Raw genomic sequence first — 20808 nt, 5'->3', positions numbered from 1 at the left:
TTTACGAAACATCTCCTTCGGTCCGCACACAACCATGGGACTTCTCAGCCTCATCAGACGACTCCTCGGCCGCGACCAGCCCAGCCAGCCCCCGCCGCTTCCAAGGACGGTGCCGATTCTCCGGCACAACACCGTGCCACAGGTCATAGCGACGCCTCCGCGGCCCATCCAACGTTCGCTGGCGCAGCTCGACTCCGATGTCTTCGCGGGCATTTCGGGCGCTGAGACGAAGCAGCAGGCCAAGGCCATGGGGCGACCTCTGTGGAGCAATCTGTTCGCCTTTGGCCGTCAGAGCGTCATCCCGCCGGTTACAGATGCGCGCACGCTCATGATTGATCGCGCGATGGTGGGCGAAGGACTCATCACGCCGGAGGAACTCACGCAGATCCACGAGATCGGGCAGAAGATGGATGAACTGCGGCCGAGTTACGACTGGGCACAGCACCAGGGCACTGCGGCGGTCATGGCCGACAAAGCTGCAAAGGCTGAGCTGAAGCGCCAAAAGAAAGCTGAAGCCGCCAAACGTAAAGAGGAGCGCGAGGCGGGCATCGCGCATCGCAAAGCCACAGACATCATCTTCCTCGGCCGTGGCGTTTCCGGCGGACTCGCAGACCGCAGATCTCATGTGGAAAAATTGCGGGAGGCCAAGCTGCCTGTGCTCTCCACTCCGGCGGAACTCGCTGCTGCATTGGAGTTTCCGGTGAAGCGCCTGCGCTGGCTGGCCTTTCATGCGGAGGTGGCGGTGGTCACGCACTACATCCGCTTTCAAATTCCGAAGAAAAGCGGTGGCATGCGCGAGATCTCCACACCGCATACCGATCTCGCCCGTGCCCAGCGCTGGATTTTGCAGAACATTCTGGAGCGCGTGCCTGTGAGCGGTGTGGCGCATGGCTTCGTGCGTGAGCGTGGCACGCTGACCAATGCGCGCTCTCACACGGGCAAGGATGTGGTCTTGAATGCGGATTTGAAGGATTTCTTTCCCAGCATCACCTTTCCGCGTGTGCGGGGCATCTTTCAGCAGCTTGGGTATTCACCTGCGGTGGCTACGGTGCTGGCTCTGCTATGCACGGAGTGCCCGCGACGAACGGTGAGCTATGATGGGCAGACCTTTCATGTGGCCAATGGACCGAGGGCATTGCCACAAGGCGCCTGCACCAGCCCGGCGCTGAGCAATCTCTGCGCCCGCAAGCTGGACCTGCGCTTCGCAGCACTGGCCGCGAAGCATGGCTGGACCTATACGCGCTATGCGGATGACCTGACCTTCTCCGCCCATGGCGAATCCGCCAAGGCCACCGCGCTGATTCTTAGCCGCCTGCACAACATCGTGAAGGACGAGCATTTTGAGGTCAATGAGGCGAAGACGCGCATCCAGCGCCGCAATGCGCAGCAGAGCGTCACCGGTGTGGTGGTGAATGACCGCTGCAATGTAGATCGCAAAACCCGCCGCCGTTTGCGGGCGATCCTGCATCAGGCCAAGCAGACGGGCATCCCGGCGCAGAACCGCATCGGCCATGACAACTTTGCCGGCTGGGTCAGCGGCATGCTGGGCTACGTGAAGATGATCAACCCGCAGCAGGGCGAAAAACTCTTCAAGGCTTGGGACCTGCTGGGCGGCCAGAAGTAACGCGCTGCAGCCACTCGCGTGCTTTGTCTCGCGCAGGGCTGGGGCGAAGGGTCCATGCATCGTTGTGGTTGAGGAATCCGGTGCTCATGAACGTGAGGTCGGCATCCGGAAGCAGGGGACGCAGATAAGCTTCCGAGGTCTGCGCATTGGAGCCTTCTCCACAGATGAACTCCGCGCGGGCGCCGAGGCGCTTCAGGCGCACGAGCGCTGATTCGCGATCAGAGCCGGGGTAGGGCCATGTTTTCACGCCGTCGAAATGACTGTAAGCAAAGAAGCCGCACCAGAGTTTGGCGGTTTCTTCATCATGAAGGCCGAGGTAGTTGCAGGCCAGCGCGCCACGGGAGAAGCCGCAGAGCAGGATTTTGGATTCATCGCCACCGAATTCGTGGCAGACGGATTTCACCGCCTCACGCAGATGCTTCAGAGTGGGCTGGGGATCATAGGTGGGCGGTGTGCCCCACCAGGTGATGGCGATCTCATCGCCCTTTCCATTTACATATGGCACGCAGAGCCAGATGAAGCCTTTGCCGGCGGAGAGGCCGTAGCCGAGATTGCTGCCTTCAGGCACGCCGGTGCTTACATCTCCCTGCTTGCTCTTGAAGTTGCCGTTGCCGGCGAGTTCGACGATCACCGGCATTTTGACGCCGGGTTTCCAGTCGGTGGGAAGGTAGAGCACATTGTACAGCGCCGTGTTCTTCCAGCCTTCGAGTTTGTGCTTCACGCGCTTGCCAGGTGCTGGAGCTTCTTCGCTTAGCGCGGGCACTTGGAGATCCGCTGGCACGCTGCGGATGTCTGGGAGTTCGTCCGCGAGCAAGCTCAGGGATGCGAGGCAGAAGAGCAGAGCGGTTTTCATAGTGGCTTGAGTTCCACGCGGGCTTTTTTCAGGGCTGCTTCGAGGGCCTCGCGGTTGGTCTTGGCGGGATCGATCAACACGGTGAGGAGCGCGTGCTCATTCACGGTGGCGTGCTCGACGCCGTCGAGCTTTGCCACGGCGATGTAAGCGCCGTAGCGGCAGCCTTTGCAGTCGAGCAGGCCGCACTGGATCTCCAGCTTTTGCAGCTTGTCGGCAGGCAGCGTGGTGAGAGGTGCGAGGATGAAGGCGCCGTTGGAAGCGGCACGCAGCAGGTCTTCGAGGCGTTTGGTGATGGCCTCCGGTGACGGAGGCTTCTTCGCGTTATAGTTCGTGATCAGCTTTGCCACGTCGTAGCGGAAGGTGACTTCGGCGGTGTCGAAGTTGAAAGCGGCGAGTTCGACCTCGGGCATGGTTTTGACCTGCTCGCGCAGATCTGCTTCGCGAGAAGGTTCGCTGAGGCCGATGATGCGGTGCTTGGATTCATCGGCGTGCAGGTGCAGCGCGATGAGACTGAAGATGAGGAGCAGGTGTTTCATCAGCGGGTTTGGAAAAGAGGGCTGAGGACGACTTCGTGGATCAAGGTGCGGATGCCGCCGCCTTGTTTTTCGGCGCGCGCCACGATGTCATTCAGCGCGGCGCGATCGCCGAAGGCCACGTCGCGACCGGTGGCATAGATGACGAGCTGCTGGGCGAGGTTGTGCAGCAGCGTGTGTTTGTCGGCAGCGAGCATGGTTTTAAAATCGGTGATGCCGCTGAACTTGCGTTCGTCGGCGAACTGGCCGCTCGCATCCACCTTGGGGCCGAGCTTGAAGCTGATGGGTATTTTGGGATCGATGCTGCCGCGCGGTGCGGGATCGCTCTTCTCATTGAGGGAGCGGTAGCGATCGCGCAAGCCGCCGATGACATCGAAAGATTCCAGCGCGAAGCCGGGCGGATCGATCTTGGCGTGGCAGGAGGCGCAGGTGGCGTCGGCGCGGTGTTTGTCCAGCAGTTCGCGGATGGTGGTGGCGCCCTGCACGTCTGGCTCGACGGCGGGTACATTCGGCGGCGGGGGTTCAGGTGGCTTGCCGAGGAGGCGGGCCATCACAAAGGCGCCGCGTACCACGGGAGAGGTGGTGGTGCCATTGGCGGTGACCTTTAGCAGAGCGGCCTGCGTGAGGAAGCCGCCACGTGCGCAATCTTTCGGCAAGGCGACACGACGGATTGCGGGACCGCTGACACCGGAGATGCCGTAGTGAACGGCCAGCTTTTCATTGAGCATGGCGAAGTCTGACTGCACGAGATAACCGGTGTGGAGATTCTTTTCGATCAGCTCGCGGAAGTAGGCGCGTGTTTCAGCGACCATGCTGTCCTGCAAGTAAGGGCTGAACTCGGGGTAGAGTTTTTTGTCGGGATCGTTTGCGGCGATGGAACGCAGTTTAAGCCACTGGCCGAGGAAGTCTTCGATGAAGCGCTGGGATTTCGGATCTTTGAGGAGGCGTTCGACCTGCGCATTGAAGTTGCGCGGATGCTGCAGCAGCTCGGCATCGGGCGCGGAATTCCAGAGGAAGTAGGAGAGGCGTGCGGCGAGTGCGGCGTCATCCAGCTTTTTCTGTGGCTCGATGTGGTAGAGGAAATCGGGAGAGCACAGTGCGGCACGGTACACCCAGCGCATGGCCGTTTCAAAGCTGTCGCCTGCTTTGAGGCGCGCATCTGCCTGGGCGACGTATTGCTGGCGCACTTCATCACTCACAGGCCGGCGAAAGGCCTTTGGCAGAAAGTCAGCGAGTAGGTGGTCTGCGGCGGCGAGGGGTTCTTTGGGCTCCACGGTCCAGATGCCGGGTTCAGGCTCGGGTTTGTTTCTGGTGCCGATCACTTCCTGCTTGAGGGTTTTACGCGCAGGCGGGTGTGGGCCTTTGAATTCGGTGAGCGGCAGATCGCCAAAGAGAAGCTGGTGCGCGCGGGGCGGCCACACCTCATGCAGCGGGCCTTCGATCTCTACCCAATCATTGGCGATGCAGGGGCCGGTGTAGCCCATGGTGCGGTCCTTCTGCCCCCAGGTGCCCACGCGATAGAGGACCACGGGTGCGAGCGAGGCGACATTGAAGCCGAGGGTTTCCTTGGAGTTCAGCCAGACATCGAGGTTGTGAATCTTCGACTCCAGCGAAGGTGCATCATAATACCCGAGCACGTAGCTCGGGTGCTGACCGCCACGGCCGTTTTCATTGAACTGCACCACGGAGAGGCGCGCGGCTTCGGTGCCGCGCGAGGGCAGGATTTTTCCCTGGTCCCACTGAAAACTGTAGAATGAAGCGCGCACCTTGTAGCGGCCTGGATAGAGCGCGGCGAAGTGGCGGAAGTAGGCGTTCCAGGATTCGTCCTCATGGCGGAAGACGCCCACGCTGCTCATGCGGTCAAAGATGCCGAGCTGCTCGTGAGCGCCCTGATTGACATGGCCGTATTCGCCGGCGGGCGGAAAGGCGGGATCGATTTTCTTGTCGCGCAGCAGCATGGCATCGCCCTGCATGAGCATGATGTCGGGCTCGTAATTGCGTGCGAGCGAGAGCCGCACGATCTCGGACTTTGGCGCTGTGGGGCGCGTGGCGATGGCCATGTCGAGTGTCTTGTCCGCGGCCTCGATGTAGCGCGCCAGATTGACGTGGGAGATGTCCAGGGCTTCGCTGTTGTTGTCAAAGCCATGCGCGGAGCCGTCGGCGGGCAGGCCTGCCTGCAAGGCGATGCCCGGCATGTCGAAGAGATCGCGCACGGTGTTTTCATATTCGCTGCGCGTGAGGCGGCGCACGCCGGTGCGGCCGGCGGTATCGAGCTTCTCGGCTTTGATCAGAGTGTCATTGAGCCATGTGGTCACGGCTTTCACGTCTGCGGCAGGCGGGCGCGCTTTTTTCTTGGGCGGCATTTCACCGGACTCGATGCGGTCATGGATCTTCACCCATGCGGCAAAGTTCTCCGCGTTGCCGAAATCCTGCTTCAGGGCGGTGAGGTCGAGATTGCCTTTGTGCGTGTCCGCATCGTGGCAGCCGACGCAGTGGGTGTCGAGAAAAGCGGCGGGTTCGGCGGCATGCAGAGCACCGGCGAGCAGGGCGAAGGCGAGTGGTTTCATCATGCCAGCTCCAGTCCCTTCATCGTGCCTTTGGCGGTGGAGAATTCATTCGTCTCGATGCCGAGGCGGTGCAGCATGGAGAGGTAGAGATTGCTCAGGGGATAGTTGTTCTGCGTGTCGAAGGCGAGATGCTGGCCGTGCTTGAAGCCGCCACCGGCCAGCAGCACGGGCAGGTTCACATTGCTGTGGGAATTCGCGCTGCCCATCGGCGTGCCATAGAGCACCTGCGTGCGGTCCAGCAGGGTCTGGCCTTCCTCCTTCGTGCCGTCGAGTGCGGTGAGGAAGCCATTGAGTGCGCCAAACTGCGCCTCTTCTTTTTCGCGCAACTCGGCGAGGGCTTCGGGGCGGTTGCCGTGATGGGTGATGTTGTGAATGACACCGGTGTCGATGAAGAGGGTGATGATGCGGGTGGAGTCGGTCTCCAGCGCGAGCTTCATCACGTCGTACATTAGCTTCGATTTCGCCACGAATTCGCGAGCATCGTCGATGTCTGCCGGCGCAGTGCTTTTGACGACGGGCTTGGGTTTGTACTCCCATTCCTCGGCGGCATGCAGGCGCTTTTCCAACTCGCGCACGGAGGTGAAGTATTCATCCATGCGCTGCTTGTCGGCATGCGTGAGCGTTTGATTGAGGCGCTTGGACTGGCTGCCCACGAAGTCGAGCATGCTGCGGCCCTGGCGCAGGGCCTCCACATTGGCCTCCACTTCGCTGGCCTTGCCCTGCACGAAGAGTTTCTGGAAGAGCTTGCTCGGGCTTTTCTCGGCGGGGATCGGCGCGCCGCTGCGGGTGTAGCTGAGCGTGGGCGAGCCATCGCTGACCATCGCCAAGGAGAGCGAAGGATGGCGCGTGGCCACGCCGATGTGCTCGGCGGCAAATTGATCGAGCGAGACCCAGTTGCGGAAGCCGCCGCGATCCGGATGCGGTGTGCCGGTGAGAAAGCATCGCTCCGCTGCATGGCCGCCGGTGACGCCGGGCAGGCTCACGCCGGAGAAGACGGTCATCTTTTCACGATGCTGCGCGAGCTTTTGCAGATAAGGCGAGAGCGCATAGTCGCGCCCGCTTTTCTCGGGAAAGAAGAACTGGGGAATGATGCCCATGTTTGTCTCGATGGCGACCATGCGGCGCGGCACCTTGGCGGTTTCGCCGGCACGCAGCATCGTTTCGAGGAACGGCAGCGCGAGCGTGATGCCGGTGCCCTGCAGCAGCGTGCGGCGTGAGATGGGGCGGTGCAGATTGAGGTTCATGAGGGGAAGAAATAAAACGCGGGCAAACGAAAAACACTGTCACGCAGGGCGCGTGGTGAAAGGGGGGATAGCAGGCATTTTAGCCTTTTGGTTGCGATGGGTCCAGAATCTACGGGGGCGCGATGCGTTTTGGAGTGCGGTGGGAAGCGCAGCGCCACACCGCTTTTCGCAGGCTGGATGGCAGGGTGAGGCCGAAGAATACACTTCACCCTGCGAAAGCGGTGTCGTCGATGCAGGCTTGCGCCTTGCATCTGTGCCACCGCACTCCACGACGCTGTCGCGTTAATCGAGAGTTCCATGACTCAGCGCAGAGGCACACTCCAGAGATGGCCGCCGGAGGTGATGAAAAGCGTCTTGCCATCTTTGCCACCGAAGGCGCAGTTGCAGCATTCGTCCGGGGCGGTGGGGATGAAGTCGAGGAGGCGGCCGGAGGGAGAGAGGATGTAGCAGCCGGCTTTGAAGCGGGTGGTTTCAAATTCGGTGGGTTTGTTGGTGCCAGCGGCGACGTAGATGCGGCCTGCGCTGTCCATTTTTATGCCGTCGGGGCCGCGGCCGTCTTTCCAGTCGAAGAGGACTTTGCGGGAACCGGGTTTGACGTCGCCGTTTTTATCGAGCGTGTAGCGCAGGAGTTTGCGTGAGCCGCCGTGGTTGTTGTTATTGTTATCGGCGATGTAGAGGTAGTGGTCGTCTGGAGAGATGAGGATGCCGTTGGGGCGTTCGGCGCCGTCGCAATGGATGCGTGTGACGTTAGGGATGTCATAGGCGAAGGAGCAAAGACCATCCGGTAACCTGGCCTGACGATCGATGCGATAAACGCCTTCGATGGAGGGACGAAATCGTTCTTTATTATTCTTATTCGCGACCTGTAACATATCCCCGGGTGTCCTTGCGCTAAACAACTGGCGACTCAATCTTAGATGGAACTGATTAATTTCCGTGATGACTCGACTGTTCAAAGGAAATGGGCCGTAAGTTCCTGGAATACCGTATAAATTTGAAGCGGTGATTTTTTCAAAAAGCTCCATCCCATCCCTCGACCCATACCTTGGGTCCGTAAAATAAATCCGTCCCCTTGAGTCCATGCACAGATCATTCGGCGAGTTAAACCGCTTCCCTTCAAATCGGTCTGCCAGCACCGTGATGCTCCCATCCTTCTCCGTCCGCGTCACGCGCCGCAAACCGGACTCACATGCCACGAGTCTTCCCTCCTTGTCAAACAGCAGGCCGTTCGATGCATTGTGGCGGAAGACCGTTGTCTTACCGTCCGGTCCCATGCGGTTGATGTGCTTGCCATCGGTGAAGTAGAGAGAACCATCGTGCCACACGGGTCCCTCCGTCGCGCCGATGGCTCCATGGTCCTTCGGCTTGGCGCCGGGGACGATGGGCGAGCGCAAGGACGAGCAGGAGGCCAAAGTAAGCGCAAAGGTTAGGCAGGATAAGGAACGAAAAAACATGCGGGACATCATTACGGCATAGATGAGAAAAATTCAGCGACACATCGCGTGTGAAGCGTTTTCTTGGGAGACATGTTTTCGAGATTTTTGCTGCCCTTTTCCCTGCTCCTCGCCGGCGCCGTCACGCTGCAAGCCCAGACGAGCGTGCCGCCACCGGCGCGCGAGCTGCGGGGATCATGGATCGCGACGGTGCATTGCATCAACTGGCCCAGCGAGCCGGGGCTGCCTGTGGCCAGACAGCAGGAGCAGCTGCGGAAACTGATCGACTCCGCGGCGGATGTGGGGCTGAACGTCCTTATATTCCAAGTGCGACCGGCGGGAGATGCGGTCTATGATTCGAAGCTCGAACCGTGGTCGCCTTTCCTCACGGGCAAGATGGGCACGCCGCCCTCGCCTTTGTGGGACCCCCTGACGTTTGCGATCGATGAGGCGCACAAGCGCGGGATGGAGCTGCATGCGTGGTTCAATCCCTTTCGTGCTCTGGCGGGTGAAAAGCGGGCGCCGAGCGCGGACCACATCGTGCGCAAGCACCCGGAGTGGACGATGAAATACGGCCCCGACACGTGGATGGACCCAGGCGTGCCGGAGGTGCGCGCGCAGGCCCTCGCGGTGATCATGGATGTGACACGGCGCTATGATGTGGATGGCATCCACATCGACGATTATTTCTACCCTTATCCCATCATGGATGCGGCGAAAAAGAAGATCCCTTTTCCGGATGACCGGAGCTACGGCCGCTACAAGGCCGCAGGTGGGACGCTGGAGCTCACCGCCTGGCGGCGGCAGAATGTGGATGACACCGTGCGCGCCATCTATGAGGGCATCAAGGCCGAGAAGCAGTATGTGAAGTTTGGCATCAGTCCTTTCGGCCTGTGGCGGCCCAATTTTCCTGAAGGAACCGGCGGCGGGCTGGACCCCTATGAGGATCTTGGCGCGGACTCGCGCAAATGGCTGCAGGAGGGCTGGGTGGACTACTTCACGCCGCAGCTGTACTGGACGATCGACCGGCCCAAGCTCGGCTTTGCGACCTACTACGACTGGTGGCTGGAGCAGAACACTCAGGGCCGCCACATCTGGCCGGGCATGGATTCTTCGAAAGTCGGGAACGATCGCAACGCCGGCGAGATCCTCCATCAGATGAGCGTGCTGCGGGAGCGCGGCAGTAAAATGACGCCGGGCCACTTTCACTGGCACTTCGGGGCGCTGCACAAAGACCTCGGCAAGCTGGGCACTTACACGAAGGAGCGCGCCTACGTGACCCATGCGCTGCAGCCCGCCTCTCCATGGATCAGCCAGGCGCAGCTGCCCGCGCCGATCGTTGGCAAGACAGTGCCCGGCGGCAGGCTCACGGTCGACTGGCAGCACAGCGATCCGCAATGGATGAACGCCACGCGCTGGTGGGTCATGCAGGCGCAGATCAATGGCAAATGGATCACCTGGGAAACGTACTTCAAAGACCAGCTCAGCGCCCCCTGGCCGGACAAGGCCACCGCCGTGGCCATCCGCGCCGCAGGGCGCGGATGGGAGGTGGGAGAGGCCGGGGTGACAAGCAAATGAGACCGCCGCCATAAGCCGGCAGGAGGTGGGGCTTCTTAAAAGTGGGCGGCAGCGTCTCTGCATTCAACGGCGCAGCGGTCGTGCGTGTCTTTATGTAAAAGGCGCTTCATCAGGAGCGATAAATAGTTCCCCCCTTTATGTTTTTGAATACCCTCGAACCCGCCAGGCTGGCTCTCAAAGCGGTCAACCAGATCTCTGCCATGGTGGCGTATTGGGATGCTGGACAGCGCTGCTGCTTATCCAACGAGGCTTATCGGGAGTGGTTTGGCCGAAGCCCGGAGGAAATGGTGGGCATGCACATGAGGGACCTGCTTGGGCCGCTGTATGAACTGAACCTGCCCTACATTCTCGGGGCGCTGCGCGGGGAGCTGCAGCAGTTTGAGCGGCACATTCCGCTGCCTCAAGGAGGAGCGAAGGACAGCATCGCCACCTACACGCCGGACATCGAAGAAGGCCGGGTGCACGGCTTCTGGGCGCATGTGGCGGATGTGACACCGCTGCGGCTGCGTGAGGCCGCCCTGCGGCGTGCGATCACGGAAAGGGACGAGGCACTGGCGGAGGTGCGGACCCTGCGCGGCCTGCTGCCCATTTGCGCGGCCTGCAAAAACATCCGCGATGAGCAGGGAGAATGGCACGGCCTGGAAATCTACGTCTCGGCGCACACTGAAGCAAACTTCACCCACTCCCTGTGCCCGAGCTGCATGCCCATTTATTTTCCAGAAGCTGACCGGCGGTGACTACAAAGTAGCCTGGGTTCTGCAACCGCTGAGGGTGCGATAGGGGTTGTCATCGCAGGGACAGGCCGCATCTTCTTCACATGAGACCGAAAACCTTCGAAATCCGCGGACTGCCCGCCATGCTGATGCTCGGCGTCATCGCAGTCGTAGGCGTGGGACTCGTCGCGCTGGTGCTCATGGTCGGTGCTGCGGTGGCTGTGGCCGGGCTGGCGGTTTCCGCTGTCGCAGCGCTGTACTACACGCTGCGGCGCAAGCTTTTCTCCGGCACCCGGCAGGCCGCCTGGCTGGAGCCGGAGAAGCCGGTGAAGACGAGTTCGTCACTCGTCGTGCGGGACATCGAAGTGGAAGTGCTGCCACAGAGGGAACGATGACTTGAAACAAGTGGATCGGGCGCCGTGCTGTTTGAAGGGATGAACTCGCAGACGCGTGGCGATGCGGTTTGAGAGAGCGCTCGCGAGTTTTGCGATCGCTTTGGATGAGCGGCGCTTTCCAGAGCGAGCTAAAGCTCGTGAGTACTTTGCGGGTCACCGGCAGTATTCGTGGAACAGGCCGCCCATCATGCAGCCGAGCTCATTGCGCGGGGCGAAGTTGCCCCGGGTGTAGAGCACGATGGCGTAGGGCGTGTTGCGGTGGTAGAAGAAGAGGGATTCGTGGTCCCACTCGCCGTAGTTGCCTGTCTTGCCGCCGATGTAGGTGATGCTCGCGGGCATGACCCAGCGGCCCAGGCCATACTGATCCCGCCGCATGGCCTCCAGCAGAAGCTCGCAGCCGTAGTCCAGGCGGTAGTTCACGCAGCGTTCGTAGAACTCCGCATAGAAGCGCGGTGACTGGAGGTTGTTGATGATCTGCACATTGGGCAGATGGTACTTCTGCTCAAAGTACTGCTCGTCCGCCGGTGTGATGCGGGCCATCAGGTAGAACCAGGAGGCATTGATGCTCTGGTCGCAGGCATACACGATGTGCTGAAATTCGTCGCGCGTCAGACTGCCACGGCGTTTCTCCAGCAGCACGGCTGCCACGGCGGGCTTGGGCATGGAGCCTCCCACGAAAAGTTTGTCCGCCTGAAATTCCGCCAGATAGTGCCCGGTGGCGAGATTTTTAACCGCGTAGCCGATGCGGGGGTCACGCTTGTGAGCGCGGTAAAAAGCCTCCATGCCCGCAGTGAAGGGGCGGCCATGCGCGCTGTGAGAGCGGAAGCGCAGACGCGCGCCCGAGGCGAGAAAGCGGTTGTGGTATTCCCACTGCGCGCGGCTTTTTCGGGCGGAGAAGCCGAGCATCGAAGAAGAAGACGGTGCCACGCATCCGGCCAGCGCCGCGGGCAATGCCAGCAGGCCGCGCTGCAGCCAGTGGCGGCGCGTTTCTAAAGGAGATGAATCAGCGTGCTGGGACATCTCCGTAAACTGGCGTCCCCCGCAGGGAATCGCCAGAGGGAAAGTGTCAGAAGATTGTGCGTGCCGCAGGGCTGACACCGCCCGTCGCACCACCTCCGAGATTTCCACCTATCGCTTCGCGCATTCCACGTCTCCCATTCGTTTGAGAGCAAGTGCAGGGGGCGGGGAGGGGAAAGAGTGAATGCAGAACGAGCCGAAACATTTTTTTGCATAAATCCTCGGCGGGCGGTGGCATCATGAATGTGCGGCGGCTTTGAACGGCTGCCATACCCCGCATGGAAACCGATCTTCATCTTCTCTCCCTCTACCATCGCCGCGGCGATGCGGCGGCATTTCATTCCCTGATGAAGGTGCATGCAGGCATGGTGTTTGCCGTGGCGCGCCGCATCACTCAAAACGCCGCGCTGGCGGAGGAGGTGGTGCAGGACACCTTTCTGGCGCTGGCCAGGCGGGGAGCATCCATTCAGGAATCCGTGGCGGCATGGCTGCACCACGTCGCACGGCAGAAGGCATGCAACGCCATCCGCGGGGAGCAGCGGCGCCAGCGGTATGAGCAGGCCGCCGTGGAGGTGCTGCATGAGGACAAGGACGGCTCCTGGGCGGAGATCGAACCCGTGGTGGATGAAGTTCTCGACGCCCTGCCCGAGGAACGCCGCGTGCTGCTGATCGAACATTTTTTGGAGCAGCGCACACAGGAGGAAATGGCCCGGCGTCTTCGTCTGAGTCAGTCCACGGTCTCCCGCCAGATCGACGCTGCACTGCAGATGCTGCGTGAGGGACTGCGAAAGAAGGGCGTGGTGTGTGGCCTTGGGCTGGCAGGCCTGCTGAACGCGAACAGCGTGCAGGCTGCACCAGCCACACTCCATTCTGCCCTCGGCAAGATCGCCGTCAGCGGCGTGCGCTCCAGCGCGGCAGGCACGGGTTCTGCATCGACATCGGCATCGTCTCTTCTCATCACCATGACCACCACGACCAAGGCGATTCTCGCCACCGGCACCCTTGCCGCCCTCAGCCTGCCATTCTTGCTGCCACCACGGACAGCGCCTGCACCCGCATCCGTGGTTGCTCAATCCCACTCCAAATCCGGCGCGGCGCCCGAAGCTCAGGAGGCTGCACACAAAGCCATGCCTGCGAACCTGCCACCGCCTGACCCAGACCCCGACTCAGGACCGACGGCTGCTGCACCTGCGGTCCTGGACGATCAGCAGCTGATCCTGGCGGAATTCAAACGCATGGGAGGAACGATCACGCAGATCGGTGAGAAGGCCATCAACGATGAAATCGCCGCCCGGGTGGCGAAGGATTTCGGCAATGATCCCGCTGCCTTTGAGCGCGATCTGGAGCGGCAGGGCATGAGCCTTGAGCAGTTCAAGACCGGACGACTCGACGCCATGACGGTCTCCATCATGAAGGCGAGGATCACCCAGGGCATCAGCGACCCCGAGGAGAAAAAGCGCGTCTTCGACGAATGGCTCACCGATTTGCGCATGGCCGCGGTCACCGGCGTTCGGCCGGCACGCACTGGCAAATGATGCCCGGCGCGGGTTTCGCAGATCATCATGACTGCCGGCAATGAACAGGCCGCCTGTGCATGGCGGTTGGTCATGCCATGATCTGTTGAAGACGGGTCTGGATCAAGAGGGTTTGTTTTTACCGCGGAGGCACGATGCTCAAGGCCTCACCACCTTCACCCGCATGAACCGGCGCGGGCCTCCTGTTCCTATCGGCAGGCTGTCGCGCACTTGCAGCGTGGTGCTGGTGTTCACTTCCACGGTCGTTCCCACCGTGGTCCAGCCGGCGGGATTGCTCAGGTCGGTGGAAATTTCCACGGCATAGGTCACATCCGTGGCGGCGGGATTGCGGGTGACGGTGAGGCGCAGGTTGCCGCTGCTGGTGTCAGTGCTGATCGGGTGTCGCGAAGGGGTAAAGGGCTCCAAATTCAGCGCATACTTCATGAGGTTGGGGATGCCGTCATGCGCAGGCATGGCCATGTCCGCACCGCTGCCGCTGTTGGCGCTGCTGCCAAACTTCGCCAGACGCCAGGTTTCGATGGGTGAGAGCGACGGAGCGGTGATCTCGATGGTGGAGACGCTGAGCGCGGGAAGGGTGACGACCCAGCTGGACAGATCCGCGGGCACCTCGCCCACAAAGACGGGCGTGGTGGAGGCACCCTGCAGGCGGTACACCCGCGCCGTGCCGGAGATGTTCATACCATTGAATGCCACATCCTGGCTTGCCTGGGAGCGGTTGATGGCGACGATGACATGCCGGTTTACATTCGTGCTGTCCTTGCTGATGTAGGTGGAGACTTTCGAGGTGTCGCTGGAGGTCGTAGGCACGCAGATGTCGCCGAAGGAGCCGAGATTGCCGTCGTAATCGCGGTACATCTTGAAGCCTGCCAGCAGGAAAGGATAGCTCGGGCTCATGGGCCAGAAATTCGCGGCGTAGATCCCCTTCTGGCCGAAGATGCCAAGGTAGTCGCACTGGGCGATGGTGCCTGCGATGTGGTTGTCTCCCGAGGTGTTGTATTCTGTGACCGCGAGCTTGGTGCCGGGCCAGTCTGCGTCGATTTTCGCCTGGATGCGGTTCAGGATGGCGATGGGTCCGCCGAGCACGTCTCGGGTGATCCATGAGCTCTCCTGATAGGAACTGTCCCACAGGCTGCGCGGATTTTGCACGATGGCGTCGATCTCCGCCGCGCTGAGCGTGGGGCCGCGCAGGCTGCCGATGCCCGTGCTGGTGCCAGGCACCACGGCATCCACATACCAGTGCATGTCATACACGTCCACCAGCCTATGCCCCGCTGACTGCGAGGCGGCCTTCAGCGCGAGCAGGAACTTGTCGGTGAACCATGAGGTGCTGGAAAATCCACCCTCCGTCTGCCAGTTGTACATGCCCAGAAAGCCGTAGTTCACCGGGCCGAAGATCACGGCAGTGGGCGCGGCGTCCTTGATGGCGCTGCTGAGATCGATGGTCTTCTGGATGAAGGTGTCTGAATTCACCGCCGTGTGCGTGATCTCCGCATGCGTGCTGGGCCAGAGGTCGGGCTCGTTGTCCAGGCTGATGAAGGTGGGTGCCTGGGCATCGCCGTAGATGTCGGCGGAGAACTGATTGCGCAGCGCCCATACAAACTCGTCTGCATACACAAAGGCGTCCGTGGTGGAAGGAGTGGCGGTAAAAGCGGAGCCCTTGCGGTAAACGAGCTGCTTGAAGCGCGTGGCGAGGTGATTGGGATCATTCAGATCCACGGGGCCGCTCTTGTCTCCCGCCACATAGCCGAGCATGGGCACGGTGATGAGCGTGGCCATGCCGTGCGTGCGCAGGTCTGCCACCGGATCGCGCACGGCCTCTGCGGGAACGCTGCCGCCGCCGAGGAAATCATCGCTTTGGTAGAAGTAATCGAAGCCCGCATTGGAGGCGTTGTTCTCCCAGTTGTAGGCCGTCCAGCGGTTCCCGCCGTAGCGGCCGAGGGTGAGATTTCGCGGCGCGATGGAGCGCTGCAGCAGGCGGTTCCAAGTGCCCTGGGCATCATAGCCCAGCACGTCATTGATGCCGTAGATCCATTTGGAAATCGACAGCGTGTGTGCGGGATCAGCCGTGATCGTTACCGTGGGCGCCGCTGCCGCTGTGGTGGTAAAACTGGTGCCGCCCGTGCTGGTAAAATGGAAGGAATCCGTAACCGCGACCGTGACGGTGTAGGCGGTGAGCGGCTCGATGAGATCCAGCACGATGCTCTGGCTGCTCTGAAAGCTGCTCAAGGTGCGCGTGACCACCTGGCCGTCTGCTTTTTGATACGTGACCACCGCCGTGGACGGCCGCTCAACGGTCCAGGAAAGTGTGGCGCGATTTCCCGTGATGTCCGTGACCGTGATGGGCGAGAGTGTGGGTGGCGTGGTGGGCGCTGGCGGCACGGTGAAGCTGCCAGTGTACACGCCCTGGTTCGGCGTGGCGTTCACATCCGTGCGGTGATCTTTCGCCACAATGCGGTACTGGTAGGTCGTGTTTGGCGTGAGCCCCGTGAGCACGGCGCCATGGCTGGTGTAAGGACTCGTGGCGGGAGAAAAGCCCGCCCAGCCATTCGCCTCCACCTGCACGGTATTGGCGTAGCTGCCAATGCCGTAGTCCACTTGCGTGACGGCGGACTCGTCCGTGGTGAAGTTCAGCGTGTACTGCTGGTAGTCAAAGCTGAGCGAGTTGGTGGTGAGCGTGATGCCAGGCGGCGTGGTATCCGTGGCCCAGCCCGCCTTGATGTCCTCGAGGCGGAAGTGCGTGGTCACGGCGCCCGCATTATTGTACAGCAGGAAGCCCGAAAACGCCGGCCACTTCGGCTTCATCTGCTGCAGATCCACCGTGATGTGGATCCACTGCCCAAACTTCTGCGCGGGCGTCATCTCCAGCCAGCCGGGGATCAAGTCGGTGAGGTAGGGCGCATTGTCCGCCAGCCCTGCGTCATCCATGTACACCATGAAGCTTTCGTGCCCTGCGGAGTCTGGCTCAAAGTAAACATCAAACTCCAGGGTGCGGAATTCATTGAAGAACTTCCACTGATTGTCCCAGCCATCGCGCCGCTCTCCCACACCCACGGCTTCATACAGATTGGTGGGATCAAAGCGCACCTCGATGGCCTTGCCGCTGCGTCCGGGCGCGGCCGCATTGAAGTCGGTGTAGAGCGGGCCGTTCTGCTCCCAGGCGGAGCGCACCCAGTAGCCCAGCAGCGCATTCTGGTAGGCCCACACATAGGTCAGCGCGGGCGGCGTCGGCGGTGTGTAGGGCGGCCCGGGCACGGTGTAGCTGCCTGTGGAAGTTGCGCGATTCGGCACGGCGGTGGCATCGGTGCGATGATCCATGGCGATGATGCGGTACTGATACGTCGCGCCTGGAATGAGGAACGGCAGCACCGCGCTGTGCGTGAGGTTTTGATGATCGCCAGCATCAAAGGTGTCCCAATTGCGCGAGTCGTCGGACCAGACGCGGGTGTTGTAATTGCCGACGCCGTACTCGATGGCGCAGACGGTGGGCTCGTCCGTGGTGAAGTTCAGCGTCAGGCTGTGCGCCGTGCTGTCATAGGAAGTCGTCCCCGTGGTCAGCACGGGAGCGGTGGCATCATCCGCCCAGCCCAGCTTCACATCCGCCACACGGTAGTGCGGCGCGCCATTGCCCCAGCTGGCGATCAAAATACCGGCGAAAGCCTTCAAGCCCGGCTGCCACTGCGTCATGTCCAGGGTAATGTGAAACCACTGACCGTAGCGCTGCGCATTCGTCATCGTCGCCCAGCCGGGGATGAGATCGATCAGATGCGGCGAGCTGGGCACGTTGTAGTTCCCCGTGGGCCAGAGCAGGATGTCCTCCACGCCCGTGGACCCCGGCTCGAAGTAGATGTCGAACTCGACCGTGCGCATCTCGTTCATGTACTTCCACTGCTGGTCATTTCCCGGCTTCACATCCTGCAGGCCAAAGGCCCAGTAGGCATTGCCCGGCGCCGGTGTCACCTCAATGGCATTCCCCGTGCGCCCCGGCGCGGAGGCCGCCAGATTCACATTCACCGGCCCGCCCAGATCCCACACAAAATACGACCACGTGCCCTGCAAAGCCCCGTCATACGCTTGCAGATAATGCGGCTGCGCAGCGAAGCTGGATCCAGCACCACAAAACAACAACGGCAGCACCATGCCCAGCGCCAGGCGCACTGCGGCACGAGCTCTTGTGGAAAACATCAGCATAAAGGCAAAAAGGAAAGGCCTAACAGGCAGACCCCTTCAAGATGATGGCACCCCGCCCCCGAAGCAACCGCCGTCGCACCGCTGCATCACTCCTGCCTTGGCCGAGGCTGTGCTTTTTTTGGGTATCTCAGGCCGTCATGATGACCCCTTGCCCACCATTTATTGAAAGCGCCCATTTCCTGTCCCCGCAAAATGATTGACACTTTTTGCGTCGGTCCGCTATAACCCCGTGCATGGACAGCAGTCTCCGCCTTCCAGCCCCGGGCACCCCCGGTCGTGCCACGGACATGCAGGCGGCGTTTGGCGCGGGCTTCAGCATGGCCCTCGTCGTGTGCCTGTGCGGAGTCTTGATCGCCTGCTTTGAAATGGTCAGCGCGCAGATGCAATCCGCCGCGCAAGCACGGGCCGAAGCGCGTGCCGCCGAGGCTCTGGCCGCCGCATGCAGGAAGGCTGCCGAGCAGGAGTTTAACAAGCGGTACTATCCGCTGATCGATTGTCCGCTGTTTCGAATGCCCAAATTGCAGCGGTTTGTCTGGATGCCCTACCAGGTCCGGCTTCCAGAGCCACCGGACAGCGGCTACATTCCCGTGGAAGACTGCTGCCCCCAAATCCCGCTCTACCCGGTCTCCTTTCCCACTGAGTCCTACGCGCCCACGGCTGCCGCCGCCGCGCCAGCGCCGCAACAGGAAAGGTGAAGCCGCTGCCATCCTACCTGGCATATCGTCTCATCATCTCCAACGGAAGCCCCAAGAATCCGCCTCCGCTGCCTCAACGGAAATCCATGCGCCGCCTTTTTTCCAGCCGAGTCTTGCTGTGCTCTGGCTCGTGCTGAATTGCCTGCCTCGCTTCGACAGAAGATTTCCCCATGAAAGGGCGGCTGAAGCATCGTTTGTAGCTGGCGGTTCCGGCGGCATCTGCACCTGCTTTGCGCCTTTCCTTCCATCTTTCTCCCATGCGCCTCATCACCACACTCGCCCTTCTGCTGCTGGCCTCCGTCCACGCTGCCGAGTCCCCACCGCAGGTCACCGTCAGCAACATCCGTCGCATCTTCCACAATGGCGAGCACAATGCCTTCACGGATCTCGTGCGCTTTCGCGGCCAGCTCTACCTCTGCTTCCGCAGCTGCCCGGACGGCCACATGGTTTTCAACACCGCCTCCGCCATCGTCATGCGCAGCGCGGATGAAGGTGCCACGTGGACGCAGGTGCAGCGCTTTTCCATCAAGGACCGCGACACGCGGGATCCTCACTTCCTCGTCTTCAAAGACCGGCTGTTTGTTTACACCGGCACCTGGTGGAGCGGCCCCGGCAGCATCCAGCCCAAGGACTACGACATGAACAAGATGCTCGGTTTCGCCACCTGGAGCGCAGATGGCACGCAGTGGAGCGAGCCCGAGCTGCTGGAGGGCACCTTCGGCCTCTACATCTGGCGCGCCGCCACCACCGGTGGCAAGGCCTACCTCTGCGGCCGGCGGAAGCCCGGCTACGACATCGGCCCCAAAGGTGAAGGCGAAAAAGTGCAGTCCCTCATGCTGGAAAGCGATGACGGCCTGATCTGGAAAAAGCGCGCCTACTTCGCCGAGGCCGCCGGAGACGAAACCGCGTTTCTTTTTGAAAAAGACGGCGGCCTGCTCGCCATCGGGCGTCATGGTGGTGGCAAGAACGCCCTCGTCATCCGCTCCCAGCCACCCTACGCGGAGTGGAGCCGCCACAGCCTGGACCGGCCGGTGGGCGGCCCGCTCGTGGTGAAATGGGGAGAGCACACCCTCGTTGGCGGCCGCAAAACCACCAAGGAGCACGGCCCCAAGACCTCGCTCTGCTGGCTCGTCGGCGATGCCCTGCAGGAGTTCGCCGAACTCCCCAGCGGCGGCGACAATTCCTATCCCGGCTTCGTCCCTCTGTCAGACAAACGCGCCCTAGTCTCCTACTACTCCAGCCACGAAAAAGACGCCGCCGGCAAGATCATCACTGCGATCTATCTCGCGGAGCTCACGCTGCAGTGACTGGCACGGAATGACGTCCGGCATTTCCATTGCGGCGGCCTTGTTGAGTTCTTAAAATCACGCATGATTCGAGAACCCCGGTACCTTCCTGAGACGCGCGACCTCTGCCGCCGGAAAGTCTATGTCATCCGAGCCAGGCCGGAACTCATCGCTCACCTGAATGCGAAGGGTGCAGAGCTCGATGCGCATGAAATCAGGTCGATGCAATCTCCCATCGTCGTCATGACCGAAGAGGTCCCATCTGAGCGCGATCTCAATGGATGGGAGCCTGCGATCAAAAACAAATGCAAAGAGGCCTTTTTCCGCATGAACTTGGAGTATGGTCCTCTGTTAATGCTGGAGATGCCTGAAGGATTGCTCACCGACATGGACATCCTGACGGCTTTCTTTGACCGCTGGTGGGATGCTGAAGAGGCGCATGACATCGAAATCGTCGCTGGCTGCTGGAAGACCCGGGGGTGCTCCGAACTTCCGCCCCAAACAGACAAACGTTCGTTTACGAGCTACACAAACTATTCGCCCCGGAGTGGCAGCGTTCTGGACTGTGGCACCATCTACATTCCGGCCAATGGCTATTCCGAACGCTCCGGCTTTTGGGATGGTGCCATCCAGGTACCGCTGGACGACCCGGACTATTTGTTCTGGCAGTGGCTGCTCAAGCGCTGGCCTTACCGCACCCCGGTTTGCGAGGAGGATATTCCGCTGCTCAAAGAGGAATATCTCAAGGCATAGGACGCAGCCCGGCAGCACCCGAAATGGCTGCTTTCGCTGATCCGTGGGGGGTTAAGGGCAGAGTCTGCGCAGTTTGGGGCCCTCCAGCCCCGGTTTTCTCCCACATTTCCCCCTTGCCAAACACCGATCCTCCCCGACACTCCCGGCCCTCTTGTCCGGGAGCCTTGTGGCTTTGCGGGACGAAAGCCCGCCGGGTGCCTCAGGAGTGGAGGTGCGCGTGCGGTTTACCACCTAAACACTCGCAACCCGTAAAAAACAGATAATGAGCGCAACAGCGACACTCGCAGACCTGATCGCAGGTTCTTTTCGCGAGCTTTCCGAAGGATCCATCGTCAAAGGCAAGATCCTCGAAATCAAACCCCAGGTCATCCTCGTCGATATCGGCTACAAGTCC

Annotated in this window: 15 protein-coding genes; 8 read left to right on the top strand and 7 right to left on the bottom strand. The window is 61.3% G+C overall.

The window, feature by feature from the left end; all coding sequences use genetic code 11:
- Nucleotides 1-34 precede the first annotated feature (34 nt).
- Nucleotides 35-1624, top strand: a complete 1590-nt coding sequence (locus ACILSO_RS13535) for a reverse transcriptase family protein (protein ID WP_395737953.1) — start codon at nucleotides 35-37, stop codon at nucleotides 1622-1624.
- Here ACILSO_RS13535 and ACILSO_RS13530 read toward each other — a convergent pair.
- The 5 genes from ACILSO_RS13530 to ACILSO_RS13510 all read right to left on the bottom strand — a co-directional run bounded on the left by ACILSO_RS13530 (nucleotide 1590) and on the right by ACILSO_RS13510 (nucleotide 8215).
- Nucleotides 1590-2477 carry a hypothetical protein gene (locus ACILSO_RS13530; protein ID WP_395737952.1) on the bottom strand — a complete coding sequence of 296 codons (888 nt, stop codon included), beginning with the start codon at nucleotides 2475-2477 and terminating at the stop codon, nucleotides 1590-1592. The two genes, ACILSO_RS13535 and ACILSO_RS13530, sit on opposite strands and share 35 nt — an antisense overlap.
- The gene (locus ACILSO_RS13525; protein ID WP_395737951.1) at nucleotides 2474-3013 is read right to left on the bottom strand and encodes a heavy-metal-associated domain-containing protein; all 540 of its coding nucleotides are present in this window, start codon (nucleotides 3011-3013) and stop codon (nucleotides 2474-2476) included. Before ACILSO_RS13525 ends, ACILSO_RS13530 begins: the two co-directional genes overlap by 4 nt.
- On the bottom strand, nucleotides 3013-5580 hold the full coding sequence (locus tag ACILSO_RS13520; protein WP_395737950.1) for a DUF1592 domain-containing protein: 2568 nt from the start codon (nucleotides 5578-5580) through the stop codon (nucleotides 3013-3015). The genes ACILSO_RS13525 and ACILSO_RS13520 overlap by 1 nt, the downstream gene beginning before the upstream one ends.
- Nucleotides 5577-6821, bottom strand: a complete 1245-nt coding sequence (locus ACILSO_RS13515) for a DUF1552 domain-containing protein (protein WP_395737949.1) — start codon at nucleotides 6819-6821, stop codon at nucleotides 5577-5579. The genes ACILSO_RS13520 and ACILSO_RS13515 overlap by 4 nt, the downstream gene beginning before the upstream one ends.
- A 302-nt stretch (nucleotides 6822-7123) precedes the next feature.
- Nucleotides 7124-8215 carry an SMP-30/gluconolactonase/LRE family protein gene (locus tag ACILSO_RS13510; RefSeq protein ID WP_395737948.1) on the bottom strand — a complete coding sequence of 364 codons (1092 nt, stop codon included), beginning with the start codon at nucleotides 8213-8215 and terminating at the stop codon, nucleotides 7124-7126.
- Nucleotides 8216-8347: 132 nt separating this feature from the next.
- Between ACILSO_RS13510 and ACILSO_RS13505 the strand changes: the two genes are divergently transcribed.
- The 3 genes from ACILSO_RS13505 (at nucleotide 8348) to ACILSO_RS13495 (ending at nucleotide 10940) form a co-directional block, all read left to right on the top strand.
- The gene (locus ACILSO_RS13505) at nucleotides 8348-9832 is read left to right on the top strand and encodes a glycoside hydrolase family 10 protein (protein WP_395737947.1); all 1485 of its coding nucleotides are present in this window, start codon (nucleotides 8348-8350) and stop codon (nucleotides 9830-9832) included.
- A 137-nt stretch (nucleotides 9833-9969) separates the two neighbouring features.
- Nucleotides 9970-10569, top strand: a complete 600-nt coding sequence (locus tag ACILSO_RS13500) for a PAS domain-containing protein (protein ID WP_395737946.1) — start codon at nucleotides 9970-9972, stop codon at nucleotides 10567-10569.
- An 80-nt stretch (nucleotides 10570-10649) separates the two neighbouring features.
- A complete protein-coding gene (locus tag ACILSO_RS13495) occupies nucleotides 10650-10940 on the top strand; it encodes a hypothetical protein (protein WP_395737945.1) in 291 nt (96 codons plus the stop codon).
- Between the two features lie 153 nt (nucleotides 10941-11093).
- On the opposite strand, the gene ACILSO_RS13490 is transcribed toward ACILSO_RS13495, so the two are convergent.
- Nucleotides 11094-11960: a hypothetical protein gene (locus ACILSO_RS13490; protein ID WP_395737944.1), complete on the bottom strand. Its 867-nt coding sequence runs from the start codon at nucleotides 11958-11960 to the stop codon at nucleotides 11094-11096.
- A gap of 275 nt (nucleotides 11961-12235) precedes the next feature.
- Here ACILSO_RS13490 and ACILSO_RS13485 point away from each other — a divergent pair, with 275 nt between their 5' ends.
- The gene (locus ACILSO_RS13485) at nucleotides 12236-13492 is read left to right on the top strand and encodes an RNA polymerase sigma factor (RefSeq protein WP_395737943.1); all 1257 of its coding nucleotides are present in this window, start codon (nucleotides 12236-12238) and stop codon (nucleotides 13490-13492) included.
- 138 nt (nucleotides 13493-13630) lie between these two features.
- Here the strand turns inward: ACILSO_RS13485 and ACILSO_RS13480 are convergent, their stop codons facing one another.
- Nucleotides 13631-17674, bottom strand: coding sequence for a glycoside hydrolase family 44 protein (locus tag ACILSO_RS13480; RefSeq protein WP_395737942.1), 4044 nt, complete (start codon nucleotides 17672-17674; stop codon nucleotides 13631-13633).
- A gap of 239 nt (nucleotides 17675-17913) precedes the next feature.
- Between ACILSO_RS13480 and ACILSO_RS13475 the strand changes: the two genes are divergently transcribed.
- The 3 genes from ACILSO_RS13475 (at nucleotide 17914) to ACILSO_RS13465 (ending at nucleotide 20414) form a co-directional block, all read left to right on the top strand.
- Complete coding sequence (locus tag ACILSO_RS13475) at nucleotides 17914-18375, top strand: hypothetical protein (RefSeq protein WP_395737941.1); 462 nt, start codon at nucleotides 17914-17916, stop codon at nucleotides 18373-18375.
- 257 nt (nucleotides 18376-18632) lie between these two features.
- Nucleotides 18633-19682, top strand: a complete 1050-nt coding sequence (locus ACILSO_RS13470) for a sialidase family protein (protein WP_395737940.1) — start codon at nucleotides 18633-18635, stop codon at nucleotides 19680-19682.
- A 63-nt stretch (nucleotides 19683-19745) separates the two neighbouring features.
- A complete protein-coding gene (locus tag ACILSO_RS13465; RefSeq protein ID WP_395737939.1) occupies nucleotides 19746-20414 on the top strand; it encodes a hypothetical protein in 669 nt (222 codons plus the stop codon).
- Nucleotides 20415-20808 lie beyond the last annotated feature (394 nt).

Source organism: Prosthecobacter sp. (genome assembly GCF_044226605.1).
Classification (GTDB): domain Bacteria; phylum Verrucomicrobiota; class Verrucomicrobiia; order Verrucomicrobiales; family Verrucomicrobiaceae; genus Prosthecobacter.
The sequence above is the reverse complement of the archived record's forward strand: the minus strand, read 5'-3'. Positions and strand labels throughout refer to the sequence as shown.

Coding starts and splice junctions, on each gene's coding strand:
- ACILSO_RS13530 (WP_395737952.1), bottom strand. CDS start 2,477: ATGAAAACCGCTCTGCTCTTCTGCCTCGCATCCCTGAGCTTGCTCGCG.
- ACILSO_RS13495 (WP_395737945.1), top strand. CDS start 10,650: ATGAGACCGAAAACCTTCGAAATCCGCGGACTGCCCGCCATGCTGATG.
- ACILSO_RS13520 (WP_395737950.1), bottom strand. CDS start 5,580: ATGATGAAACCACTCGCCTTCGCCCTGCTCGCCGGTGCTCTGCATGCC.
- ACILSO_RS13500 (WP_395737946.1), top strand. CDS start 9,970: ATGTTTTTGAATACCCTCGAACCCGCCAGGCTGGCTCTCAAAGCGGTC.
- ACILSO_RS13480 (WP_395737942.1), bottom strand. CDS start 17,674: ATGTTTTCCACAAGAGCTCGTGCCGCAGTGCGCCTGGCGCTGGGCATG.
- ACILSO_RS13465 (WP_395737939.1), top strand. CDS start 19,746: ATGATTCGAGAACCCCGGTACCTTCCTGAGACGCGCGACCTCTGCCGC.
- ACILSO_RS13485 (WP_395737943.1), top strand. CDS start 12,236: ATGGAAACCGATCTTCATCTTCTCTCCCTCTACCATCGCCGCGGCGAT.
- ACILSO_RS13475 (WP_395737941.1), top strand. CDS start 17,914: ATGGACAGCAGTCTCCGCCTTCCAGCCCCGGGCACCCCCGGTCGTGCC.
- ACILSO_RS13470 (WP_395737940.1), top strand. CDS start 18,633: ATGCGCCTCATCACCACACTCGCCCTTCTGCTGCTGGCCTCCGTCCAC.
- ACILSO_RS13490 (WP_395737944.1), bottom strand. CDS start 11,960: ATGTCCCAGCACGCTGATTCATCTCCTTTAGAAACGCGCCGCCACTGG.
- ACILSO_RS13525 (WP_395737951.1), bottom strand. CDS start 3,013: ATGAAACACCTGCTCCTCATCTTCAGTCTCATCGCGCTGCACCTGCAC.
- ACILSO_RS13515 (WP_395737949.1), bottom strand. CDS start 6,821: ATGAACCTCAATCTGCACCGCCCCATCTCACGCCGCACGCTGCTGCAG.
- ACILSO_RS13505 (WP_395737947.1), top strand. CDS start 8,348: ATGTTTTCGAGATTTTTGCTGCCCTTTTCCCTGCTCCTCGCCGGCGCC.
- ACILSO_RS13535 (WP_395737953.1), top strand. CDS start 35: ATGGGACTTCTCAGCCTCATCAGACGACTCCTCGGCCGCGACCAGCCC.